Annotated in this window: 17 protein-coding genes and 2 tRNA genes; 14 read left to right on the top strand and 5 right to left on the bottom strand. The window is 43.1% G+C overall.

Features of this window, described 5'->3' with window-relative positions; genetic code table 11:
* The first annotated feature begins 45 nt into the window (after positions 1–45).
* From VK179_04685 to VK179_04650, 8 genes are all read left to right on the top strand, one after another.
* Positions 46–2,292, top strand: coding sequence for an ATP-binding protein (locus VK179_04685; protein ID HLO58013.1), 2,247 nt, complete (start codon positions 46–48; stop codon positions 2,290–2,292).
* A complete protein-coding gene (locus VK179_04680; protein HLO58012.1) occupies positions 2,289–4,988 on the top strand; it encodes a response regulator in 2,700 nt (899 codons plus the stop codon). Before VK179_04685 ends, VK179_04680 begins: the two co-directional genes overlap by 4 nt.
* Before the next feature lie 88 nt (positions 4,989–5,076).
* A complete protein-coding gene (locus VK179_04675) occupies positions 5,077–5,832 on the top strand; it encodes a hypothetical protein (GenBank protein ID HLO58011.1) in 756 nt (251 codons plus the stop codon).
* Between the two features lie 75 nt (positions 5,833–5,907).
* Positions 5,908–6,978: a sugar phosphate isomerase/epimerase family protein gene (locus VK179_04670; GenBank protein ID HLO58010.1), complete on the top strand. Its 1,071-nt coding sequence runs from the start codon at positions 5,908–5,910 to the stop codon at positions 6,976–6,978.
* Positions 6,979–7,254: 276 nt separating this feature from the next.
* Positions 7,255–7,327: transfer RNA gene (locus VK179_04665), tRNA-Gly, on the top strand.
* 49 nt (positions 7,328–7,376) lie between these two features.
* Positions 7,377–7,464 (top strand) — tRNA-Leu (locus VK179_04660).
* A 214-nt stretch (positions 7,465–7,678) separates the two neighbouring features.
* Positions 7,679–7,933 carry a DUF4342 domain-containing protein gene (locus VK179_04655; GenBank protein HLO58009.1) on the top strand — a complete coding sequence of 85 codons (255 nt, stop codon included), beginning with the start codon at positions 7,679–7,681 and terminating at the stop codon, positions 7,931–7,933.
* 94 nt (positions 7,934–8,027) lie between these two features.
* A complete protein-coding gene (locus VK179_04650) occupies positions 8,028–8,927 on the top strand; it encodes a DUF1080 domain-containing protein (protein ID HLO58008.1) in 900 nt (299 codons plus the stop codon).
* 3 nt (positions 8,928–8,930) lie between these two features.
* On the opposite strand, the gene truA is transcribed toward VK179_04650, so the two are convergent.
* Positions 8,931–9,707 (bottom strand): tRNA pseudouridine(38-40) synthase TruA, encoded by a 777-nt coding sequence (gene truA, locus VK179_04645; GenBank protein ID HLO58007.1) that lies wholly within the window; start codon positions 9,705–9,707, stop codon positions 8,931–8,933.
* Between the two features lie 124 nt (positions 9,708–9,831).
* Here truA and VK179_04640 point away from each other — a divergent pair, with 124 nt between their 5' ends.
* A complete protein-coding gene (locus VK179_04640) occupies positions 9,832–10,155 on the top strand; it encodes a hypothetical protein (protein ID HLO58006.1) in 324 nt (107 codons plus the stop codon).
* 13 nt (positions 10,156–10,168) lie between these two features.
* On the opposite strand, the gene hypD is transcribed toward VK179_04640, so the two are convergent.
* The 3 genes from hypD to VK179_04625 are packed head-to-tail and all read right to left on the bottom strand — an operon-like array spanning position 10,169 to position 14,829.
* Complete coding sequence (hypD, locus tag VK179_04635; GenBank protein ID HLO58005.1) at positions 10,169–12,532, bottom strand: trans-4-hydroxy-L-proline dehydratase; 2,364 nt, start codon at positions 12,530–12,532, stop codon at positions 10,169–10,171.
* Positions 12,533–12,543: 11 nt separating this feature from the next.
* The gene (locus VK179_04630) at positions 12,544–13,347 is read right to left on the bottom strand and encodes a glycyl-radical enzyme activating protein (protein ID HLO58004.1); all 804 of its coding nucleotides are present in this window, start codon (positions 13,345–13,347) and stop codon (positions 12,544–12,546) included.
* Positions 13,348–14,829 carry a M64 family metallopeptidase gene (locus VK179_04625; protein HLO58003.1) on the bottom strand — a complete coding sequence of 494 codons (1,482 nt, stop codon included), beginning with the start codon at positions 14,827–14,829 and terminating at the stop codon, positions 13,348–13,350.
* 313 nt (positions 14,830–15,142) lie between these two features.
* Here VK179_04625 and VK179_04620 point away from each other — a divergent pair, with 313 nt between their 5' ends.
* The gene (locus VK179_04620) at positions 15,143–15,901 is read left to right on the top strand and encodes a PRC-barrel domain-containing protein (protein ID HLO58002.1); all 759 of its coding nucleotides are present in this window, start codon (positions 15,143–15,145) and stop codon (positions 15,899–15,901) included.
* A 104-nt stretch (positions 15,902–16,005) separates the two neighbouring features.
* Positions 16,006–17,862 carry an aminotransferase class V-fold PLP-dependent enzyme gene (locus tag VK179_04615; protein ID HLO58001.1) on the top strand — a complete coding sequence of 619 codons (1,857 nt, stop codon included), beginning with the start codon at positions 16,006–16,008 and terminating at the stop codon, positions 17,860–17,862.
* A gap of 107 nt (positions 17,863–17,969) precedes the next feature.
* Here VK179_04615 and mutS read toward each other — a convergent pair whose 3' ends face one another.
* Positions 17,970–20,666, bottom strand: coding sequence for a DNA mismatch repair protein MutS (gene mutS, locus VK179_04610; GenBank protein ID HLO58000.1), 2,697 nt, complete (start codon positions 20,664–20,666; stop codon positions 17,970–17,972).
* A gap of 4 nt (positions 20,667–20,670) precedes the next feature.
* Between mutS and VK179_04605 the strand changes: the two genes are divergently transcribed.
* The 3 genes from VK179_04605 (at position 20,671) to VK179_04595 (ending at position 24,257) form a co-directional block, all read left to right on the top strand.
* On the top strand, positions 20,671–21,747 hold the full coding sequence (locus tag VK179_04605; protein HLO57999.1) for a DUF2007-related protein: 1,077 nt from the start codon (positions 20,671–20,673) through the stop codon (positions 21,745–21,747).
* 94 nt (positions 21,748–21,841) lie between these two features.
* A complete protein-coding gene (locus tag VK179_04600; protein ID HLO57998.1) occupies positions 21,842–22,909 on the top strand; it encodes a class I SAM-dependent methyltransferase in 1,068 nt (355 codons plus the stop codon).
* A gap of 124 nt (positions 22,910–23,033) precedes the next feature.
* Positions 23,034–24,257, top strand: coding sequence for an aldo/keto reductase (locus tag VK179_04595; GenBank protein ID HLO57997.1), 1,224 nt, complete (start codon positions 23,034–23,036; stop codon positions 24,255–24,257).
* The last annotated feature ends 39 nt before the right edge of the window (positions 24,258–24,296 follow it).

Raw genomic sequence — 24,296 nt, 5'->3', positions numbered from 1 at the left:
ACCCGATAGCCAATCACCCCGTTTTACTTATGACACTTATCAGCCATGGGCAAAATACATTCGCTGCTTTTTTTTGTCGGTTTAACAGCAATACTTATTGTCGGGAGTCTTGTATATTATTACAATGAGGCAAAATCAATCCGTGAAGATAAATTAAAAGAACTGCAGGCGATCTCTGAACTAAAGATCAGCCAGATAAGCCAATGGCAAAAGGAAAGATATTCAGAAGCCGGTTTTTTTTCAAAAAATAAACTGGTTGTTGATGCCACTGAAAAGCTGCTCCTGAAACCCGGAAGAGATACATCTCTGGTTTCATTCTTTAAGCCTATTACATCCTTTGACCGTTACGAAAATATTTTTATTACAGATACGCTGGCAAATGTAGTTTTCAGCATGAATGATCAATATGTGATCGATAACGTAACGCAAAACCATATTTTACAGGCCAAAAAGCAAGCAGGGATCTATTTCAGCGGATTTTATTACTGTACCACTCATCAGAAAATTCATGATGATTATGTAGCTCCGGTTAAACTGAATGAAAAAGTGCTTGGATTCCTTGTTCTCCGAAATGATCCGGAACGATATCTCTATCCGTTAATCCAGAAATGGCCCTTACCCAGCCGTACTTCAGAAACCATCCTTGTTGTTCGTGAAGGTGACAGTGTAGTATTTGTAAATGACGTCCGTTTTATCGGCAATGCTGCTCTTAGATATAAAGAACCGCTTATTAACAATGAGATCGCCGCTAAAGCTGCTGTTAGCGGCAAAATTGGTTTGTATGAAGGATTGGATTATAAAGGTTCAAAGGTACTTGCCTTCCTTAGTCCGGTAAGCGGTACACCCTGGTTCATGGTTGCCAAAATCGATAAAAAAGAAGTGCTGGCTGAATTAAAATACCGTGCAATTGTTGTTATGGCTGCTGTATCGGGGATATTAATTATTGCCTCACTCGGTCTGATTTTACTGAACCGGTCAAAAGAAACCAGGTTATTCAAAGAACTCTATAAGACTGAACTTGCTGAAAAAGAAGCAATACAAAAGCTAAATGAAACACAGGAAGAAGTAAGGCTTCTGAATACGAGGCTTGAAATGCTGATTGATATAATAAAGGACCTGACACTGGCTCAGACAATTGAGCAAAGCCAGCAAATTATTGCTGCTTCAGCCCGTGAGCTTATGCATTCGGATGGTGCATCCTTTGTCTTTCTTGAAAATGACGGATGCTTTTATGCTGAAGAGAATGCCATAGAACCCCTGTGGAAAGGAAAATGGTTCCCGTTAAACGATTGTATCAGTGGATATTCAATGATCAAAAAGGAACCGGTAATAGTTCCCGATATTTATAAAGACGACCGTATTTCGACTGCTCACTATTCAGGAACCTTTGTCCGTAGCTTAATGGTTGTTCCGGTTAATACAATTGAACCGCTTGGTGCCATCGGATGCTATTGGAAAGAAAATTATACTCCTTCGGAAATTGAAGTCCGGCTTATGCAAACCCTCGCCGATGCGGCTTCAAGAACCATTGACAATATTTTGTTATACAAAAATCTTGAAGACAGGGTAAAACAGAGGACCATTCAACTTGAAGAGGTAAATAAGGAACTTGAAACATTCACTTATTCTGTTTCCCATGATCTGAAAGCTCCCCTCCGGGGAATTGACGGTTACAGTAAGTTGCTTATGGATATCTCTGAAAGCTGGCTTGGTGAAGAACCTAAACAATACCTCAAATCAATAAGAAATTCAGCCAAATTAATGAATGAGCTGATTGAGGATTTGCTTGAATATTCGAGGGTGGAAAGAAACAAGATCTCAAATCAGGTCATCCGGATAAAAAACCTGGTAAACTCACTTCTGGCTGTCTTTCAAAGTTCAATTACAACCCAATATGCTATTTCAGTGAATATTCCTGACCGCGAAATCAATGCCGACCTTAGAGGACTTACCATTATCCTTAGGAATTTTATTGAAAATGCAATTAAATTTTCAGGAACAAAACCACAACCTGAAATAGTCATTGATCTGAACGAGGATAATGCTTACTGGACAATTTCAATAAAGGATAACGGGATTGGCTTTGACATGAAATATAAGAGAAGGATATTTGAAATATTCCAGCGGCTCCACAGGTCTGAAGACTACCCGGGAACGGGTATCGGACTTGCTATTGTAGCAAAAGCAGCACAAAGAATGAAATGTAATGTATGGGCGGAAAGTGTTCCGTCAGAAGGATCTGTATTTTACCTTCAAATACCCAAAACGCATCAGATACCATCTGAATTATGAGAGTTTTACTTCTTGAGGACAATCCAAGTGATGCCTACCTGACAAGGCGAAGCGTCATTCAGGCATTACCCGACTGTTTGATTGACCTGGCAACCAATGTTAAATCAGCAAAGCAAAATCTTGAGCAAACGGTTTATGATATTGCACTACTTGATATAAGGCTGCCTGACGGATATGGATTTGAAGTCCTTGAGAAAATTGTAGCAGAGGATCTTAAAATTCCTGTAATTATGCTGACAGGAACCGGTGATGAAGAAACTGCCATTTCCGTTCTCCGCGCGGGTGCATCGGATTATGTTATAAAAGGACCCGGCTATACTTCAAAACTTCCCGAAATTATTCAGTTTGCTTTACAGAGCTATCGTGAAAAACTGCATGAAAGGTCGGAACTGATCCATGTGTTGTATATTGAACACAACCAGGTTGATATTGACCTCACGACGCGTCATCTGAAACAATACGCTCCTTTTATACAGCTCACTATAGTTTACTCTGCTTATGATGCTTTGAATATTTTAAGGCATGAAAAAAACAAAGAGAAATTCAGCGTTATCCTGCTTGATTACCGGCTTACCGATTCCGACGCCTTTGATTTTGTAAAAACAGTGAGGCAGGAATACTGCATTGAACTGCCTATTATTATGATCACCGGTCATGGCAGCGAAGAAATTGCTGTACAGGCTATGAAGATAGGAGTCAACGACTATCTTTCCAAATCGGGCAACTACCTGTTAAGATTACCGACAGGCATTATCAATGCACATCAAACCTACATTCTTAAACGAAAACAACTTGAGCTCATTGAAAGTGAGCGCAAATACAGGCTCCTTGCAGAAAATGCAGCTGACGTCATCTTTGTACTGGATATGGAATTCAATTACCAGTATATAAGTCCTGCCGTGAAAAGACTTCGCGGTTATGAACCTGAAGAAGTCCTCAGGCAAAAGATGTCGGATGTGCTTACACCTTCATCAATCGAAAAAGCATACGAGGTCTTCAGAGCAATGATGGCATCCATTAATCAAGCTGTGGATAAGTCGAAGATTGTAAGAATTCTGGAACTTGAAATGATCAGGAAAGACGGTTCCACTGTGTGGACTGAAGTAAAAACCTCACTGATTTTGGATGATAATGGCAATGCTTCAGGAATTTTGGGTGTCACAAGGGATATTTCTGTAAGGAAGCAGACTATGGATGAGCTTCGGAAACTTACCAGAGCCATCGAACAAAGCCCTGTTTCTGTTGTAATCACTGATCTGAATGGAAGTATCGAGTATGCTAACCCTAAATTCTCGGAGATAACGGGATATTCGCTTGAGGAATCAAAAGGCTGCAATCCCAGGATTCTGAAGACCGGTTATACAAGGGATGAAGAATATAAAAAACTTTGGGAACAAATTACTTCAGGAGGAGAATGGCGGGGTGAATTTCAGAATAAACGTAAAGACGGGTCAACGTACTGGGAGAATGCAATTATTTCGCCTATCCGCAATTCATTGGGAGAGATCACTCATTTTGTGGCTGTGAAGGAGGATGTCACCGAGAAAAAGCAGATCATGAATGAGCTTATCATTCAGAAGGAACATGCTGAAGAGAGTGACAGGCTTAAAACGGCTTTTATTCAGAATATATCTCATGAGATCAGGACACCATTGAATGCCATTGTGGGGTTTTCGTCTATACTTGCAAACAGTGATGTTCCGAATGAAAAGAGAAAAGAGTTTATCAAGATCATTGAAAACAGTAATGATCAGCTATTATCCATAATTTCAGGGATTATCAACATAGCGACTCTTGAATCGGGGATTGACAAGATTATTGAGAAAGAAACCGATCTCAATAATGTGATGCGCAATGTATATGCACAGCTGAAATCTTCTAAAAAAACACCTGACCTGGTTTTTGATCCCCCGGTTTTACCCGCTAAGAAAATTTTGTTGATAACGGATCCTGTAAAATTAATGCAGGTTCTTGTAAACCTGGTGGGAAATGCACTGAAGTTCACCTCCAAAGGTTATGTAAAATTCGGTTACTCTATACAGGATAATATTGTAAAATTTTTTGTTGAAGATACTGGGATTGGAATTCCGAACGATATGCAGGATCTGATTTTCCAGCGGTTCAGGCAATTAGACAACAGTTCAACAAGAAAATATGGAGGAACCGGTTTAGGTCTTGCCCTTTCAAAAGGATATGTTTCATTACTGGGTGGGAAGATCAGCCTGGTATCTGAGCCTGGTAAAGGGTCATACTTTTCTTTCACTATTCCCTACAAACCTGTTCTGTCTCACGGTTCAGGCCATGAAGATATTATCGGGCAGGTACCCCGGCTGAAAACGATTCTTGTGGCTGAAGACGAGCTAAACAGCTATTATTACATTCATCAGCTGCTTACCATGCATGAGAACAGGGTTGTGAGGGCATCAAACGGACTGGATGCCATTAACCGCTGTAAGGAGTCATTGCCTGACCTGGTACTTATGGATATTAAAATGCCTGTAATGGATGGACTTGAGGCAACAAGAATTATAAGGGAAAGCCATCCCGGGCTGCCTGTTATTGCTCTTACAGCTTTCGCTCTTGAGGCAGATAAAAAGCTCATCATGGAAACAGGCTTTGATGGTTTTATTGAAAAGCCCGTAAAGCCGGATAAACTCTTTGAAGTAATGATGAAAGTCCTTAACAATATAACCTGAATAAGTTGTCTGTTAAGTTATTATCATGTAACTTGTATTAGTTAAATCGCGAGTCTTTGACAGGCACGTATATTTAATTCATACAATCATGATAACCAAACCCAAAATGTTCTCCGGCATTGAGACTGAGCATTTGGTAAAATCAGCTGTCTATTTTATTGTTTCTTTCGGAATGATAGCTCTTGCTATTACATCAAGTCTGACTAAACCTTCAGGACCCTGGATCTTTATACTTTTCTTCGGCATGATCATATTCTTTTATGCCTTACCCCATCCATGGAGAAATGCAAAAAACTATTTCATGGTATATGCCGCTCTGTTCTTTGTATTTGCCATAATGTGGATCGCAGGGAACAGTTTTTTTGGAAAGGCACAAATGCCCGGCCATATGGGCGAAGATCTTGCATGGGCAATCGGGGTAGCGATCATTGCTGCTTTCATCGGTAACCTCATGGGCATCATTGCATTTTCAGAAGGTTTGCGGTTACAACTTTACTGTGCAGGCATGCTTCTACTGGCCGATCTGTTCCTTATGTTTCCACAGGCAATGGACAATAACGCATCAGTAATCGGAATCGAAGTGGCCAAATATTCCGTATTGGTTTTACAGGTTGCATCGCTGTCTTCCTTATACATTGTACTAAGATCAGAAAAGAGATGCATAAGGCTAAAGAAACTGCTTTTAATCACCGCTGTCATTTTATTCGCAATGGGTCTGTGGGGTATGGCAGTGCCCGACAAATGGCACTGGATGGAAGCTGAACGCTTGTGGGGCCTGCTTCTTGTTATTGCCGGAATTATAATCTTCTATGGCTTCGCAACATATGAAGGTCAAACGGAATAACGTGTGATTAAATTACCTAATTTTAAGAAAGGCATTGAATTACACACAAATTCTTCAACTAATTTACTTACTACAATGAACCGCAGAAAATTCATCGAAACTTCAGGAGTCGCAGCCGGAGCAGCCATGCTCGGTAAAGCAGGAAATGCATCAGCAGCAGAAACCAAAAGTGTTTTTCCAAAGATTTCAGCCGCCGGCAAAATTAAGCTGGGATTGTATTCCATATCTTACGGCGGTATCTGGTATAAAGGCGCTGCAGCAACGTTTGATGAATTGTGTAAGTATGCAAAAGATTTTGGATTCGACGGCGTTGAGCTGGATAACAAAAGACCAATGGGTAACCCGATGGACCTTGATCAGCGCAAACGCGACGATATGAAGAATTCACTTGCAAAATACGGGTTAGAAATTCCATGTGTTGCCGCAAATAATGATTTTTCAAGTCCCCTGCCGGAACACCGCGACTGCCAGCTTCTGATGGTAAAAGAAACGGCCAGGCTTGCAAAAGACCTTGGCGCAAAAGTGGTAAGGCTGTTCGCCGCGTGGCCCGGGGTTCCGATTCATGAGGGACTTGGAACTTATGAACTTACACGGGGCGACCAGTTTTATACTTTCCAGCGCCAGTACCCGTTTGCCACATGGCTCGACCGGTATAATTTTGTTAAGGAATGTTTAAAAGAAGCTGCAAAAATGGGAGAGGAGTTTGGCGTGGTCATGGCTTTGCAGAATCATCAGCCGCTGATCAGAACCTGGAAAGACACCTATGACCTGGTGAAGGAAGTCAATTCCCCATGGCTAAAAATATGCCTTGATCTGCCGATAATGGACAAACTCGATCATGATTATGTGGCTAATGCTGTGCGCACTGTTGGTAACCTGCAGGTGCATTCGCATTTCGGAGGGGAATATTACAGGGATGCAACTGGTAAGATACAACCGGTTGTTCTTTCTTATTACGCCGGCGGCAAAATACCGGATTATGCACATTATATTTCGCTCATGAATGAAATAGGTTATAACGGGTGGTTCACATTCGAATTATGCCACCAGGTGCTTAATGAAGACCACACTGTGGCCGGCATCGATTATGTACACAACCAGGTTAAATTGGCGAGGGAGTATATGGGGAATATTTTGAAAGGATAATGAATTAATGAAATAATGAAAAAATGAAATAATGGGCAATATGCTCATGTGGTAGTTCCTCAGTAGCCCCGGCCTGAAGGCCGGGGTGTGCTAAGTTAACATTCCATTCTGTCAGGGGCTATAGCCCTCCCGGGTAAACAGGCTCCCGTGAGGCTAATTTGGCAATAATGGCACATTAGCCGAAATTTTTTTTGCACAAATAAAAAAGTAGTTTAAATTTGCAGCTCCATTGAGGTGCCAAACAACAATGTGGATATAGTTCTGGGAAGAACTAATGCGGAAATAGCTCAGTTGGTAGAGCACGACCTTGCCAAGGTCGGGGTCGCGAGTTCGAGTCTCGTTTTCCGCTCAAAGGGCCGATTTTATCGTTGCCCTTTTTTTATCTGCAAAGAGTTCATGCCCGGATGGTGGAATGGTAGACACGAAGGACTTAAAATCCTTTGACCAGTAATGGTTGTGGGGGTTCAAGTCCCCCTCCGGGTACCAAAAAGAGGCCAGTATGACCTCTTTTTTGTTTCAATCCTATTCAACTTCCATTTTATAAAGGCTTATGCCTGAGTTAAGGTACCTTTTTCCTGCGCTGTATAAAAAATGCTCTGTATAGGCGTTTCGCCGTTAAAAACTATGATTTTGCCGAAAAGCTGTTCCTTTGTTTTCCGGAATACTATTTATTTGCTTCATCATTCAAAAATAAATTGCCATGAAAGCAGAAGAAAATACAAACAGGGAATATTTCAGGGTGTCAGGTGATGAATTACTCACCAAGGTAAAAGAAATTATAAAGGAAGGAAATGCCACCCGCATCATCATCAAAAATGAAAAAGACGAGACGGTTGTTGAATTTCCACTTGTAGTTGGGGCAGTTGGAATTGTTCTCGCGCCGCTGTTTGCCGCGGTAGGAGCCATTGCCGCACTGGCTACGCATTGTACGATTGTGGTAGAGAAGAAAGCATAGGTAATGTGCTAATGTGCCAATGTGCCAATGGAGCTCATTAGCACATTGGCATATTGGCAGATTATAGCTATATTTAGTGAAGAATATATTAGCTATGATCAATAATATTGTCATTCTTCTTTCCGCCGCTATTCTTGCCTCATGTTCGGTAAAAACGGACAATCAGCCTGCAAAAGACAACAGTCAATGGACTAACCTCCTCGATAAGAACCTTTCTCAATGGGATATGTACCTGGGTTACCGGCTTAAAAACGGCTATAATGGTCAGCAACCGGTTGATGAAAAGGGTACACCCATTGAACCGATAGGTTATAATAAAAATGAAGCCAATGTATTTTCTGTGGAGATGGTTAACGGTGAACCCGTTTTGCATATAACCGGCGAAATATACGGATGCGTTTTTACCAAACAGGAATTCAGCAATTATCATTTTACACTCAAATACAAATGGGGAGAAAGGAAATGGGAACCACGGCTGGATAAACTCAAGGATTCCGGTATCCTTTATCATTCAATAGGAGAATGCGGGGTCGATTACTGGCGTGCATGGATGCGAAGCCAGGAGTTCCAGGTGATGGAAGGACATGCCGGAGATTACTGGTCGGGCAATAACACGGCAATCGACATCAGGGCTTATTTACCCGAAGGCGACATTATGAATTCAGTTGCCGATACAAGTCAGTCTTTTCTTTCAATGGGTGCTGGAACCGGCAGAATGGGATTTTGCCTGCGAAGCGCCAACTTTGAAAGCGCCGAAAATGAATGGACAACCCTCGATCTTATTTGCTTTGAAGGCAAAAGCATTCATATGGTGAATGGACATGTGGTGATGGTGCTTAAGAATTCAAGATACATGCAGGACAGCACTTCCATACCACTAATATCCGGGAAGATCCAGCTGCAAAGCGAAGCCGGGGAGGTGTATTATAAAGACATAAGGATTAAGCGAATTGATAAAATGCCGGAAGAATTTGCGTCGCTTTTTATCGAGTAAACGTTATATCTGGAACGGGATTTGTGGCTTGTATTGAATGGCTTCACCCGGATAATAAACTCTCTCAAGATACAAACCTGATGCCGGCGCAGCAAGCTGTGCAGGCCGTTCGGAATGACGTTGAATGAATCCGTTTATGTCTTTAATACTGAGCTTGCCTTTTCCTGCAAAAACAAGCACCCCGATAATCCTTCGCACCATCATCCATAAAAAATGAGAACCGATAATATGGATTATTACCATATTACCGCTTTCGGATATTTCAAGATGCTGGACATTCACTTTTGTTGATTTTTCATCCGGGGACATGGCACCAAATGATGAAAAATCATGGAAGCCTTTCAATAAGGCCGCAGCTGCCTTCATTTTTGATACCGAAAGGTCTTCTTTCACCCACCATGCATACCGCTTTGCAAATGCTGATCGGCGGCGTGAGATGGCATAAACATAACTTCGGGCAACCGCACTGTGCCTTGCATGAAAATCAGGATCGCAGGATACGGCCTTGAGGATGTGAATATCATAGGGAATTATTTCGTTCAGCCGGTCAGCCACGTTTTCAGCATACATCTGGGTTGGAACTTCAAGATGTGCAACCTGGCCTAACGCATGTACGCCGGCATCCGTTCGGCCTGCACCGTATAATTCAACCCTTTTTGTGTTAAATAATGTTTCGCAGGCAGAAACCAATTCGCCCTGGATTGTCTTTACACCGGCATTGTCCTGCCATCCATGATACCGGGTTCCTTCATATTCGATTAGTAGCCTGAAACGGGCCATTGAAATTTTTTAGTAAAAATACGCAATTGGAAAGATTTCCATGCATTCAGTATTCATCCGTTAAATTTGAAGAAGCGTTTGAACAATTGAAAAGCCACTGCGTTACACCAGAAACCTCAGCGTTATGCAAAACGAAGAAGATAAAAAAGAAAAATTGCTTGAGTTTCTTTACAGAGAGGCCTTCGATCCGATCCTGAAAACTCCTGAAGATAAGTACAAGAATGAGATGGAAAAGAAGAAGCTGAAGAATGTCAAGAAAAGCACGGAGAAAGAGAAGGACAGGTTTTCAAAATATAAATCAGGTAAGGAAGTTAAGGAGAATTACCTTCGTGATCTGAATTCCAAGTCAGCAAAGAAAACCGACAGGGATCTGAAGGAACTGAATCTTCCTACTTTACCTGAACTGAAGGAACAGTTTCTCGAACTATATAAGAAACTTGACAGGTAATCTGTGCGGATACCTATAAAGTCTCATGTTCGGTACGCCTGATAATCTCATTTTGCAGGTCTTCACCCAGGTCGTTGAAGTAATCGCTGTAACCTGCTACCCTCACAATAAGGTCCGTGTATTTCTCAGGGTTCTTCTGGGCATCTTTTAGGGTATCAGCCGATACAACGTTAAACTGGATATGATGACCGTCAAGCCTGAAATAGCTCCGGATCAGTTGTCCGAGCCGAGCAATGCTTTCTTCATTCCTGAAGAAAGAAGGGGTAAACTTCTGGTTAAGCAGGGTACCGCCGGTCCGCAGATGATCAATGCGGGCAACCGAACGAATCACCGAAGTGGGACCTTTTTTATCGGCGCCCTGAACAGGTGATACGCCTTCAGAAACCGGTTCTCCTGCCTTTCTGCCGTCGGGCAGTGCCCCTGTTTTACTGCCAAAGTATACATGGCAGGTTGTGGGCAACAGGTTGATGCGGTAAGTGGCGCCGCGTGGGCTGGGCCGCCCGTTTATAGAATCGTAAACTATTTCAAAAACACTTACAAGCTGTTCATCGGCGTATTCCTCATCGTTGCCGTATTTGGGCGTGTCATAAACAAGTGACCACCGGAGCTGATCATAACCGTTGAAATCAGCATTCAATGCAGATTTCATGCTTTCCATTGAAATATCTTTTTTGTCAAAGACATGGTACCGGATGGATGTCAGGCAGTCGGTAATAGTGCCCATGCCCACACATTGAATGTAATTTGTATTGTACCGTGCGCCACCGGCATTGTAATCGCGTCCTTTGGCTATGCAATCGTCAATCAGCAACGATAAAAAGGGTGCCGGCAATCTTGTGGCAAATAGTTTCTCAATGATATTGCTTCCCTTGATCTTAATATCGGCAAAATGTTTGACCTGCTTCTCGTAAGCAGTAATCAACTGGTCAAACATTTCGAAATTCTCCGGGTCACCTGTATCAATCCCGATTTTTTCACCATTCCGTGGATCAATCCCCCTGTTGAGCGTAATCTCAAATATTTTGGGCAGGTTAAAATATCCTGTCAGAATGTAACATTCGGTTCCAAATGCCCCGGTTTCAACACATCCACTTGCCCCTCCGCGGCGGGCATCTTCAATCGATTTGCCCTGGCGCAACAATTCCTGGAGTATCGCGTCGGTGTTGAATATTGAAGGCTGCCCAAACCCGGTTTTTACGATATTCAGTGCCCTGTGTACAAACCGGTCGGGTGTCTTTTTGCTGATCTGTACCATGGAACTCGGCTGCAAAAGCCTCATTTCTTCAATTACATCAAGAATCAGGTAGCTAAGGTCATTCACACCGTCAGATCCGTCAGCTTTTACACCGCCTGTATTGATCAATGAAAAATCGGTGTAGGTATTGCTTTCCTGGGCTGTCACGCCTACTTTCGGCGGGGCAGGGTGGTTATTGAATTTTATCCAGAACGCCTGCAGCAATTCTTCAGCTTTATCACGGGTAAGAGTTCCTTCTTCAAGTTCTTTTTTATAGAAAGGATACAGATGCTGGTCAAGTCTTCCGGGGTTAAATGAATCCCACGGATTGAGCTCGGTGATTACCCCGAGATGAACAAACCAATAATACTGAAGAGCTTCATGGAATGTAGAAGGTGCATGAGACGGTATTTTCCGGCATATTTCAGCCATCTGAACCAGTTCCTGTTTCCTCTGCGGATTTGGCTCGCTTAAAGCCAGATCATCCAGCAATTGAGCATGCCGTGCAGCAAAGTGTATAATAGCTTCTGCGGTTATTCTCATTGCTTTTAACTCTTCCAGTTTTTCACAGGCATCCGCATCGGTGAAAAAATCGATTTTCGCCATGGAGTTGTCAATATCATGGATCAGGTCGAGCATGCCTTTACTGTAAATCTTGTCGCCTAAAACGGTATGCCCCGGAGCCCTCTGTTCCATGAATTCGGTGAAAATACCCGCACTGTAAGCTTTATGCCATTCGTCGGGCAGAAGTTCCATCATCCGGTCCCTGTTTGTCATTCCTTTCCAGAAGGGTATGATTTCTTCACCGAATGCTTTTCTTGTCTCTTCATCACTGAGAAAATTTACTTTTTCGCGGTTATGAAGGATTTCGAGGTCTTTTAGTGAATGAACGTTAACTTCAGGATAGGTTGGTGTTGCCTTTGGAGCAGGACCTCTTTCACCTACAATAAGCTCATCATCGAGAATACAAAGCTTTTTATTCCGCAGGATATAATTAAAACACATCGCACGTTGAACGGGAACCGACATTTTTCTGGCTTCAGCTGTCTGATAAAACTGCGTCACAAGCAGAGCCCTTTCAGCAGAAAGAGTGTTTATGGCCTCAATACTTTGCTTTCTGAGTTGTTTGATTCTTTCGTTCATGATGGTATGGTTTATCCGCCAATTTTTACAGTGAATCCTGCCTCTCCAAAAATACCGGAAACTGCTGATATTTCTTCATCGGTCACTTTCAGGTTCTCATCCATGGTGTCCTGAATGCCAAGCTTCTTAAGCTTATTTTTCCCCATGGGATGATAAGGAAGAAAATGAATTTCCCTGGAAGGAAATGTCAGCTGTTTCGCAAAATCGAGTAACGCATCGATGTTATCCCTGCCAAGATTGACACCGGGAATCAGCGGAACCCTTATAATGTATGTTTTACCGGAAGCATCAAGGATCTTCAGGTTGTTCAGGATGGTGCCGTTTTCTGATCCGGTCCACCGCATATGGCTTTGAGGATCAAGGACTTTTATATCATACAGGAAAAGATCGAAATGCTGCATCATCGATTTAAATAACGGTGTTTCGCATTGTCCGCTGGTATCAAGGCATGTGTGAATACCCTTCTGCCGGCAGGCTGTGGTGAGCGCTGACAGGAATTCAGGCTGCAGAAGGGGCTCTCCCCCTGAAAATGTTACTCCTCCCCCTGAAGTTTCATAGAATATACTTTCCTTCTCTATTTCTCTCATTACCTCAGCCACGGAGACCAATGTGCCAATTTCTTTGGTACGAGAAAATTCTTTTTCACCGAGTCTTTCAACCACAACCATTGTCTCTTTACAGAACTCACGGCTTTCTGGATTGTGACACCAACGGCAGGCCAATGGACAACCTTTGAAGAAAACAGTGGTTCTGATTCCCGGTCCATCATTCACCGAAAATCGCTTAATATCAAATATAAGTCCCGTAAGACCCATCTATTGTACCGTGTAATATTCAATTGTTCCTATAATAGCATGTTCATTGACAACCCCATATGACCGGTCTTTTTCACTGAATTTATGCATAAGCGACATTACTGTGGGCCTGTATAAGCCTTTCGACATATAATTGGCGCCTTCAAATACTCCTACTTTGTCTTTCAGGGGATGATTATTGATAAAATCATCCAGTTTTTTATTTACAGTTTTTATTTTATCCTGGTATTCCTTTTCCTTTCGTGAAATGGCATCCGGAGAGGCGTTTGCCTTTTTCATTTGGGATATTGTCCTGGCTCTCTCTTCATTCAACAATGAAACTTGCTGGTTCAGGCTGTCAAACTTAGCCTTTCCCCATTCGGTAGGGACTTTGATCCCGGGCGACAGGAATTGCTTCCACTTTACATTGGCAGTATCAAGCAATGCCGTAATATTGGCTTCAAGAGGTTCAACACCGGTAGTGTAGAAATCCTGGTAAGCGACTTCAGAAGTAAAGTATTCATCGCCCAACCCCGCAAAGGCATGTCCGAATTCATGAAGAAAAACATAATCCTTCCAGGGTGACCCTGTGTTAAAGACCGTTTGCCAGTTATAAATTCCTCCCCCGCCATACCGGTCGAGATTTACCATAATCAGGATGGCATCATAAGGCACCTGGGAAGCCACATCCCGTATGGTTTTATTATCATCGGCAAGACAGTAGCGGTCAAGATCAAGCGCGTTGAAAGAACTTCCCAATTTTGTATTCCTGTAAATACCCTGCCTGGGTTCATCGGTTCCGCTTTCAACCGAAGGGGACAAGATGCCGGTCACATTAAACAGGTTCTTCCTGCTTTTATAAGGTTCAACACTGAAGAAAAGGGAAGCATAGTAATTGAGGTCCGATTTGAACTTTTCAAGTTCTGAAAGCCTGTATCCATCACCAAGGATCACAAGATCGACACAATGACCGGGTTCCCCGCTTTTTAAAACAGGTATAACCTGGTCAACAGGATTTTTTTTGATTTCAGTATTAATATGATAATCGGCCGGATCAATAGTCACACGGTAAATCGGCTGAAGAACGTTGTATTTATCTCTTTTCTCAATAATGAAAATAAACGGTCGCAGGGGAAGCGGGATGAGAACGGATTCATGAAATGTTTTTGAAATTCCCTGCAGGGCCGGTGCAGTAGTCTGATATTCGGAAAAAATGGTGGAATAACCTTTTGTATAAATAACCGTGTTAGTGGCAATATCAACGATTTCTGCCTTGTAGCTTCCTAATTCAAACGGCTGGATGCAACGATCGGGATTTCCTGCCCATTCACCGTGAATATAAATGCGGTCGGGTGAAAACAGGTCTGTTTTCGAGTCACCCGAATGAAAGAAGTCAATGCGTAATGTTTTGTCAGCAAAATAATCGCTGAACCGGACTTTATCACGGGTAAAACCTGAAACACCGTTTCCCAATAATACTAATACAATTAAAACAGTCCTCATTTTTATGGAATTCATAAATACAAGTCATAAAATTAGTAACAATTTTATCCAAATCAGCAAGGATTGATCATGTTATCCTGATGGATAACAGTGAAAATTGATGTCAATTATTAACCGTCAGATCGGTTTTTCTGTAGACTGTTTTTCCCGAATTGCGAAAGCAATTACTCATCAGAAACCAGGGGCTTAAAAAGCCGGTGGTATAACTTTCAAGCTTTTAAAAAGTTAAAAAAAATTATTCGTTTCAGCCGGTTTGGCAAAGTTTTGCCTGTTCTATGGGCTGAACCTATGTGTTATTCTAAACTTAATTACGATGAAAAAGAGTATTAAGGATATATTGGATTATAAAATAACTACGAAAGATAATACGGATGGTAAAATTAAGGATATCCTTTTTGATGAGGATACATGGATCATCCGTTATCTTGAAGCCGATTTCGGCAACATATTCAATGACAGGAGAGTATTAATTCCAAGGTTTCTGTTGCGGGATGCCTTCATGACTGAGGGTCATTTTCATGTGGAACTAACTCAGGATGAAATTGACAACTGTCCGAGACCTGAACAGCACCTGCCAGTATCAAGGCAATATGAACAGGATCTGCACGATTATTATCATGTGGATTATTACTGGAATCAGCCTTATGCAATGCCTGTAGATCCGGTTGCCGGAGCTACTTATCCGATGCAGGTTCCCAGGGCTGAACATCATGAAGCTGTCAGTGAAGTCGATACCCATCTCAGGAGTTTTAATGAAATAAAAGGTTACACGCTTCATGCTTCCGATGGAAAACTGGGAAATATAAACGATTTTATTATCGACGACAGCAACTGGAAAATCATGTATGCGGTGATCAACTCAGGTAACTGGCTTTCATGGCGTAAAAAAGTTTTGCTTGATATCGGCTGGATTGAAACAATCAGCCACCAGCAAAAAGAAGCACGAACCATACTGAATACGGATGCCATAAAGGATTCACCGGAATATGATCCGCGCATTCCTATTGACAGTCAGTACGAGAATACATTACATACTCATTACGAACATAACCTGATCAGATCGCGAACCTGACAGGCGTATACAAAGTAAAGCTAAAGCCGCGTTTTTTTGAACGCGGCTTTTTTTATACCACAAACATTTTCATACCTTTAGAGCTGAACCCTAGCTGTAAAACCATGTCAGATTCAATTGAACAGTCAATTTTTAATGCCCTTTGCTATTATTCAAACGTGCACAGGGGCAACGGTTATAATTCGCGGATAACAACTGAACTTTTTGAAGAAGCACGAAATGTCGTCCTTGATTTCGCAGGAAAAAAACGGGAGTCATACGGTGTATTATTTTGCAGTCCGTTGCTGCTCAACTGCATTGAACAAAACATTCCTGAAGGGTCGTTCACATGTATCAGCGGGGAAAGCGGTTTGAATCTGGGCGTTTCAGCTCTCATTCTCAAAAAAGATAAAATCCGGCATTTAAAAACTGTTCTTTCAGGTGGCGGCACTGCCCGGCTGATTTCGCCCGACTGGGTTGTTTGGGCCAGGGGATCGGAAAAATTGGAAGCCGGTACGCCGCCTGTAATTAACATTTTGATCTTTGTGATTTCTCTTCTTCAGCAAAGACAGAGGAAAAAAATTAAACAAACTGAATCGGACTCAACGGCATACGAAATTCTTTATAATGATGGACTAAACGGCATTTCGGGAAAAGAGCTCTATGATAAACTATCCGGATTAAAGGTGGGAAATGGAATAACTGTGCCTACAGTTGAAGGAGAGAAGCCATTTATAAATCTGGATTATGCTGCCAGCACACCTACCTTTATGCCGGTGTGGAATGCCTGGAAAATGGCTTTAATGCAAAAAGAAAGCGTTCAGCATGATCTTGTTAATGAAACAAGAATAATTTGTGGTGATTTTTGCAACGCCCCTTCTGATGAGTTCGAGATTTTCTTCACCGCCAATACGACGGAATCGCTGAATATTGCTGCCCGTAATATTCCATTTCCTGCTTCGGCCGGTCAGGCTGTAGTGCTGACCACCATGCTTGAGCATACTTCAAATGATCTGCCATGGCGATTATCCGGGGCAAAGGTTATCAGGACCGGTATAAACAAAGAAGGACTGATCAATCTTCAGGAAATGGAAGACCTGTTGAAATCCTATAACCGGGATACTAATTTCCCCGGTGAGCGGATTAATATAGTCAGCATTAGCGGCGCATCCAATGTACTGGGTATTTTTAACCCGATTGAAGCCATAAGCGAAATAGTACATAGGTACGGCGCAGTTTTGGTTGTGGATGCAGCCCAGATGGCAGCTCATTCGGCGATATCCATGAAAGGCCGGGGTATCGACTGTATTTCGTTTTCGGCCCACAAGGTATATGCGCCGTTTGGAACAGGAGTGTTAATAGCAAGAAAAGGCCTTATTAACGAGAATAAGGAAATTGAAGATCTCCGGTCTTCGGAAATTAAAAATGCTGCCGGAATTGCCGCGCTGGGTAAAGCACTTGTTCTTCTTAAAAGGATCGGCATGGATCAGATTTTAAAAGAAGAGCAGGACCTCACTGCCAGGTTGCTGGAGGAAATGGCAGAAATCAGAAGAGTCACCGTGTACGGCATTAAAGACAACGCTTCACCTGCCTTCTCCCTGAAGGGAAGTGTGATACCCTTTACTGTAGATGGCCTTATGGCTGACCAGGTTGCAAAGGAGCTGGCTGCCGCAGGAATCGGTATACGATCTGGTTGTCATTGCGCTCACATTCTTGTCAAGCACATTCTTGGTGTCGGGCCCAATTTGGCCCGCTTTCAGCGAGTGATAGTGACACTTTTCCCGAAATTGAAGCTACCTGGTGTGGCCCGTATCAGTTTCGGAATAGGAACCACTAGACAGGAGGTTGAAGTTTTTTTGAATGCCTTACGCCGCCTGGCTTCTGAACCACGAAACCTGCAATACAAGAAATTCTCTGTCCCAATGAAGACCTTTGTATCCAAAGTCACTGAAGACATTCTGAGTACGGCTTCATCCCTGTAAACTAAGGTTCCGGTGAGCAATATCCAGCAAAGCCTGTATGGATACACAAGGGCATGATGCCTTTGACTAATCGTAAATCGCAAATCGCCAAATCGTAAATCGTAAATCTACTTAAGTCCGATCATCTTCTTGATCTCATTCAGTTTATTCAGCGCTTCAATAGGTGTGAGGTTATTGATATCCACCTTCCTGATTTCATCACGGATTTGTTTCAGCACAGGATCGTCGAGCTGGAAGAAACTAAGCTGAAGTCCTTCACGGTTATCGCCCAGTGATGCGACAGGCCTTGATAATTCGCGGTTGCCATTGCCATCCTCAAGTTGCGCAAGCACTTCATTAGCCCGGCTCACGAGGCTTTTAGGCATACCTGCCATTCGGGCCACATGAATTCCGAAGCTGTGTTCGCTTCCTCCCTTTGTAAGTTTTCGCAGAAAAATGACCCGGTCATCAAGCTCCTTAATGGAGATATGGAAATTCTTAATTCGTTCAAATGAGCCTTCCATCGCATTCAGTTCATGATAATGGGTTGCAAACATGGTCTTTGCCCTGCATTTCGGATGGCCGTGAAGGAATTCAACCATGGCCCAGGCTATCGAAATACCATCGTATGTGCTGGTTCCGCGACCGATTTCATCAAGAAGAACCAGGCTCCGATCGGATAAGTTATTCAGAATGCTTGCCGTTTCAGTCATTTCAACCATGAAGGTGGATTCCCCCATTGAAATGTTATCGGATGCACCGACACGCGTGAAAATTTTATCTACATAACCTATTTCGGCACCGGCCGCCGGAACGAAGCTTCCCATCTGCGCCATCAGCACGATCAGTGCGGTCTGGCGGAGCAATGCCGACTTTCCCGACATATTGGGTCCCGTGAGAATAATGATCTGCTGCTCATCACGATCAAGTAAAAGATCATTGGGAATGTAGGGTTCTGTAACAGGCAATTGCTTTTCAATCACCGGGTGCCGACCCTGCCGTATGGTGATCTGGTCCGATTCATTGACAACCGGTCGCACATACTTGTTTTCTGTTGCACATCGGGCAAACGACAGGAGGCAATCGAGCTGCGCTGTAAGCGCCGCATTGAGTTGCACAGGTGCTGTATATTCTGAAATGGCCATTACCAATTCATTGAACAGCCTTGTTTCAAGCTCAAGGATCTTCTCTTCAGCACCCAGTATTTTTGATTCGTATTCCTTCAACTCTTCGGTAATGTACCTTTCCGCATTCACAAGGGTTTGCTTTCGGATCCAGTCGGGCGGCACCTTGTCTTTATGGGTGTTCCTGACTTCAATATAGTAACCGAAAACATTGTTATAGGAGATTTTTAGCGAGCTGATCCCTGTGCGTTCAATTTCACGCTGCTGCATCCTGAGCAGGTATTCCTTGCCTGAGTGCAGGAGTTCCCTGAGTTCATCGAGTTCAGCGGATACTCCTTTGCAAACTATATTTCCCCGGATGATCTGAACCGGTGCTTCCGGTTGCAATTCTTTCTCAATCCGGTCACAAATAAGCGAACAGGGATTGATCTGTTCTCCGATTCGCTGCAATACCGGTTCTCCCGATGATTTGCAGATTTCTTTGACAGGCACCAGCGATAAAAGTGAAAGCTTAAGTTGGATAACCTCACGTGGACTTATCCTTCCGACGGCAACCCGTGATATAAGCCGCTCCAGGTCGCCAATCCGTGTAATATATTGTTCAATTTCGGTTTTTATTTCGGGATTCTGAATCAAAAAATCCACTGCATCATGCCTTTCCGAAATCGGTTTAATATCCTTAAGCGGAAGAGCCACCCAGCGTTTCATCAACCTTGCGCCCATAGGGGATATGGTCCTGTCGATAATGTCAATGAATGATTTGCCACCTTCAAAAAGCGGGTGAAACAGTTCGAGGTTTCTTACTGTAAACTTATCGAGCCACACATAATGGTCTTCCTGAATTCGTGAAAGATTGGTAATGTGTTTTACCTGGTTATGTTCTGTAATATCGAGGTACCTAAGAATTGCTCCTGCTGCTATAATGCCCATTCTCATCATATCCACACCAAAACCTTTTAGAGAAGTCGTTTCAAAATGCTTCAGCAGCTTCTCACGGGCTGTTTCCTCTGTAAAGATCCAGTCATCAAGCTTGTAAGTGATATAACGATTTCCGAAAACCTCATGAAAGCGGGTTTGCTTGCCCCGTTCGAAAAGAACTTCCTTTGGGGCAAAGCTGTTCAGCAATTTGTCAGCGTATTCGAAACTTCCTTCCGCGGTGAGGAATTCGCCTGTTGATATGTCAAGGAATGCCAGTCCGGCCACATTTTTGTCAAGATGAACACAGGCGAGGAAATTGTTTTCCTTGTTTTCAAGAACGTTTTCATTGAGGGCTATCCCCGGGGTCACAAGCTCGGTAATGCCCCTTTTCACTATCTTTTTCGTGAGTTTCGGATCTTCAAGCTGCTCGCAGATGGCAACTCGCTGGCCTGCTCTGACCAGTTTGGGCAGATAGGTGTCGATGGCATGATACGGAAAGCCGGCCAGCTCAACGAACGATGCGGAACCATTGGCCCTTCGGGTGAGCGTAATTCCAAGAATTTCGGCTGCTTTTACAGCGTCCTCGCCAAACGTTTCGTAAAAATCACCTACCCTGAAAAGCAGAATGGCATCGGGATGCTTTGCTTTTATTCCCGCGTATTGTTTCATTAACGGGGTGTCGATCAGGTTGTCTTCTTTCAAGGGCAGCGCTTTGGTGACATAAAAATAGTCAAATATAAAAGAATATCTTTGCGTCTGCCTTTCTTTGTGTCTAAAATTCATGTAAATGACTGTACCCGAATTTCTTGAGCTGTTTATCAAAGAGCTGGAGATCAATCCCGAATTACGCGAGTATTACAGGCTGATCAATGATCAGGAACGGTTCCTTTGGCGTAAGGCCTACCTGGAACAACGGTTGTCGTATGTAAACAGACAAATAACAAATGAAAACCGGGTCATCTGGGATGTAGGTTGCGGTTACGCCACTACGGCCATATTTCTGACGCTCAACGGTCATAAAGTTTACGGCAATACTCTTGAATTTTATTTTGACAGGATCAAAAAACGCCTTGACTACTGGAGCCGGTTCGGGGCTGTCACATCTTTTGAAGCGGAGTACGCGAACCTGTTTGATATGCCCGTAAAGAAAGGGTTTTATGATACCATAATAGCCCAGGATACGCTTCACCACCTTGAACCCATTGACCATGCCCTTGAAATTCTTAACAGGAGTCTTAAGCCCGATGGTAAACTGGTTGTCACCGAGGAAAACGGAAACAGCCTTTTTATTTCACTGAAAAATATTAAAACGAGAGGATTCAACCGTATCAGTTATTATTATGATGAAAGACTAAATAAAACCATCCCGTTTGGCAATGAAAATGCAAGGAGCCTTAAGAAATGGAGAAGCCTGCTTGAAGATCACCGGTTTGCAATGATCGATGATGAGACCGAATACATCCGTTTGTTTCCTCATCCTTTCTTTAAAAAGGATACCGTTGAAAAGGTTCTTCTTAAGGAATCTTACTATGCAAAAAAAGACACACTGTTGCGAAAGCTGTTGTTTTTTGGAATAAATTTCACAGCCATTCAAAACAAACATACAATGGAAAATGAAAAACATCTGAGCCCTATTGAAGTTTTTGCCGGAACCCAATGGGAAGCCGCGTTGGTTAAGAGTTTGCTTGACAATGCCGAAGTAGAGGCTTTTCTGAAGGATGAAATAAGGGGTACAACGATGCCCTGGCAGGTGGAGCCCGGAGGAATCGGTGCTGTTAAAGTTGTTGTTCACCCTGATCAATTGGAACTGGCAAAGCAGGTTGTCCGTGAATTTGAAACTAACCGGAAGAGCAGCGAAGACTGAATGTAATTTTTTCTAGATTTGTGGTATTATATGTACAGACGCACGGCTGTGCGTCTCTACCAACAAATTGCGTACATCAATATCAAACACAACAATGTCTCTAAATTACGGCTCAGATAAGAAGCGTGCAGTTCAGGCGAAATTCGATGCACAGAAGATAGCGTTCGGTCCCATTATGTTCCAGGCTGCACTGGCCCTGAGGAACCTGGGAATCTTGGATCTGGTGAAAGAATCGGAAAACGGAATTACAATTGAAGATGTTGCCGCAAAATTAAAACTTCCTGTTTACGGTGTGAAAGTTCTTCTTGAAGCAGGACTGAGCCTTGAAGTGGTGCGTGTTGAAAACGATCTGTTTCATCTCACCAAAACCGGATGGTTTTTGTTGTGTGATGAACTGACCCGGGTTAATATGGATTTCACAAACGATGTGAATTACCTGGGCATGTTCTCGCTTACCGAATCGATAAAAACCGGAAAACCGACAGGATTAAAGGTGTTCGGCGACTGGCCCACTGTTTATGAAGGTCTGTCGCAACTTCCTCCGGATGTGCAGAAAAGCTGGTTCGGTTTCGACCATTTTTATTCCGATTATGCATTTCCTGAAATAATGCCCGTGGTGTTCAGGAATAATCCCCTTCATATACTTGATGTTGGAGGCAATACAGGCAAATTCGCTTTGCAGTGCGTGAAATATAATGAAAAGGTCAAGGTTTCGATTCTCGATTTGCCGGGACAATTGGCTAAGGCAAAAGAAAACATTCAGCAGGCAGGATATTCTGAACGGGTAAATATGTTCCCGATCAACCTGCTGGATCATTCAAAACCTTTCCCGAAAAATCCCGACATCATCTGGATGAGCCAGTTCCTGGATTGCTTCTCACAGGAAGATATTTCAGGCCTTCTCAGGAGGTCAGGCGAATGTATGAATGAAAATTCGGCATTGTACATCCTTGAAACATACTGGGATCATCAGAAATATGAAGCATCCACTTACAGCCTGCATGCCACTTCGCTTTATTTTACCAATATAGCCAACGGCTGCAGCCAGATGTATCATTCGGATGACATGCGGAAACTGATTGAAAAATCAGGACTCGTTCTGGCCGAAGAACTTCCAAACATCGGCGTCAGCCATACTTTATTTATCTGTAAAAGGAAGTAAGAATTTAAGTAATAAGGGATTAAGTAATAAGGGATTAAGCAAAAAGTAATTTGGTTGAAGAAACTCTTAGGCCTTACAACCTTATTACTTAATCGCTATAGAATAACAGACTAACACACAAAAAATGGAAAACTCCACTCGCCGCAAATTTTTGAAGAATGCCACTGGCCTTATGGCCGCAGGATTGGTTGGTACCTCCGCAGATACACTCAATGCCATGACAAGACAGGTATCGGATGATCCGGCCAAAATGATGTACCGGACCCTGGGCAGAACCGGGATTAAAGTTCCGATTGTGAGCATGGGTGTGATGAACAGCAGTAATCCGAACCTGCTGAAAGCCGGGTGGCAGCTCGGTATCCGACACTTCGATACAGCATGGATATACCAGGGCGGAAATAACGAAAAAATGGTGGGTGCGGCTCTTAAAGAACTGAAAGTTTACCGCAATGATGTGGTGATCACTACCAAGATTGTCGTAGACCGGAATTTGTGGCAGGAAAATGCAGCCGATAAGCGCAAGCAGATGCTTCTTGACCGGTTCGCACAAAGCCTGGAGCGACTACAGATGGATTATGTGGATATTCTGATGCTCCATGATGTGAACAGCGCGGATCAGATCAATGATCCCGGAATTATGGAGGCCATGATGGAATTAAAGCAACAGGGCAAGATTAAACATCCTGCCTTTTCAACGCACGTTTACTGGCCTGAAATTCTTACTTCCGCTGCAGACAAAGGATTTTACGATGTGGTGCTGATATCGCTCAATTACAGCATGGCAAACGACGAAGCCTCACTTAAAGCCATGAAGTATGCTGCTTCAAAAGGTATCGGGCTTATTGCCATGAAAACACAGTGCCAGCAGGATTGGTACAAACAGCAATTGCCGGCTGAAACCCAGAAATATTACGAAGGCTCAATCATGCACACTGCCCTTCTGAAATGGGCTCTTAAACATGAGGAGATTGCCACGGCAGTTCCGGGTTTCACAACGTTCGAACAGTTGCAGACTGACATTAAGGTTGCATATGACCTGAATTACAGTGATGAGGAAAAGAAATTCCTTGAAGATCATAATGTACAGCTTGCCATTCAATCGGTTTGCCGGTTCTGCGGAGGTTGCAAAGACTCATGTCCCCATGGAGCCGACATCCCCTCACTGATGCGTACCCATATGTATGCAACTTCTTACGGCAACACCCATATGACGCTTTCTACCCACAAAGGCATTGAAAAAGGGTTTGGACTGGATGTCTGCAATACCTGCGATGAATGCGTGGCTCAATGCAAAAACCGCGTTCAGATTGCAGAAAGGGTAGGGGAATTGAAAACGTTGTTTGTTTAAACGTGTAGAGACGCACGGCCGTGCGTCCTTCGCTGTTTG

Source organism: Bacteroidales bacterium (assembly GCA_035299085.1).
Classification (GTDB): domain Bacteria; phylum Bacteroidota; class Bacteroidia; order Bacteroidales; family UBA10428; genus UBA5072.
The sequence above is the reverse complement of the archived record's forward strand: the minus strand, read 5'-3'. Positions and strand labels throughout refer to the sequence as shown.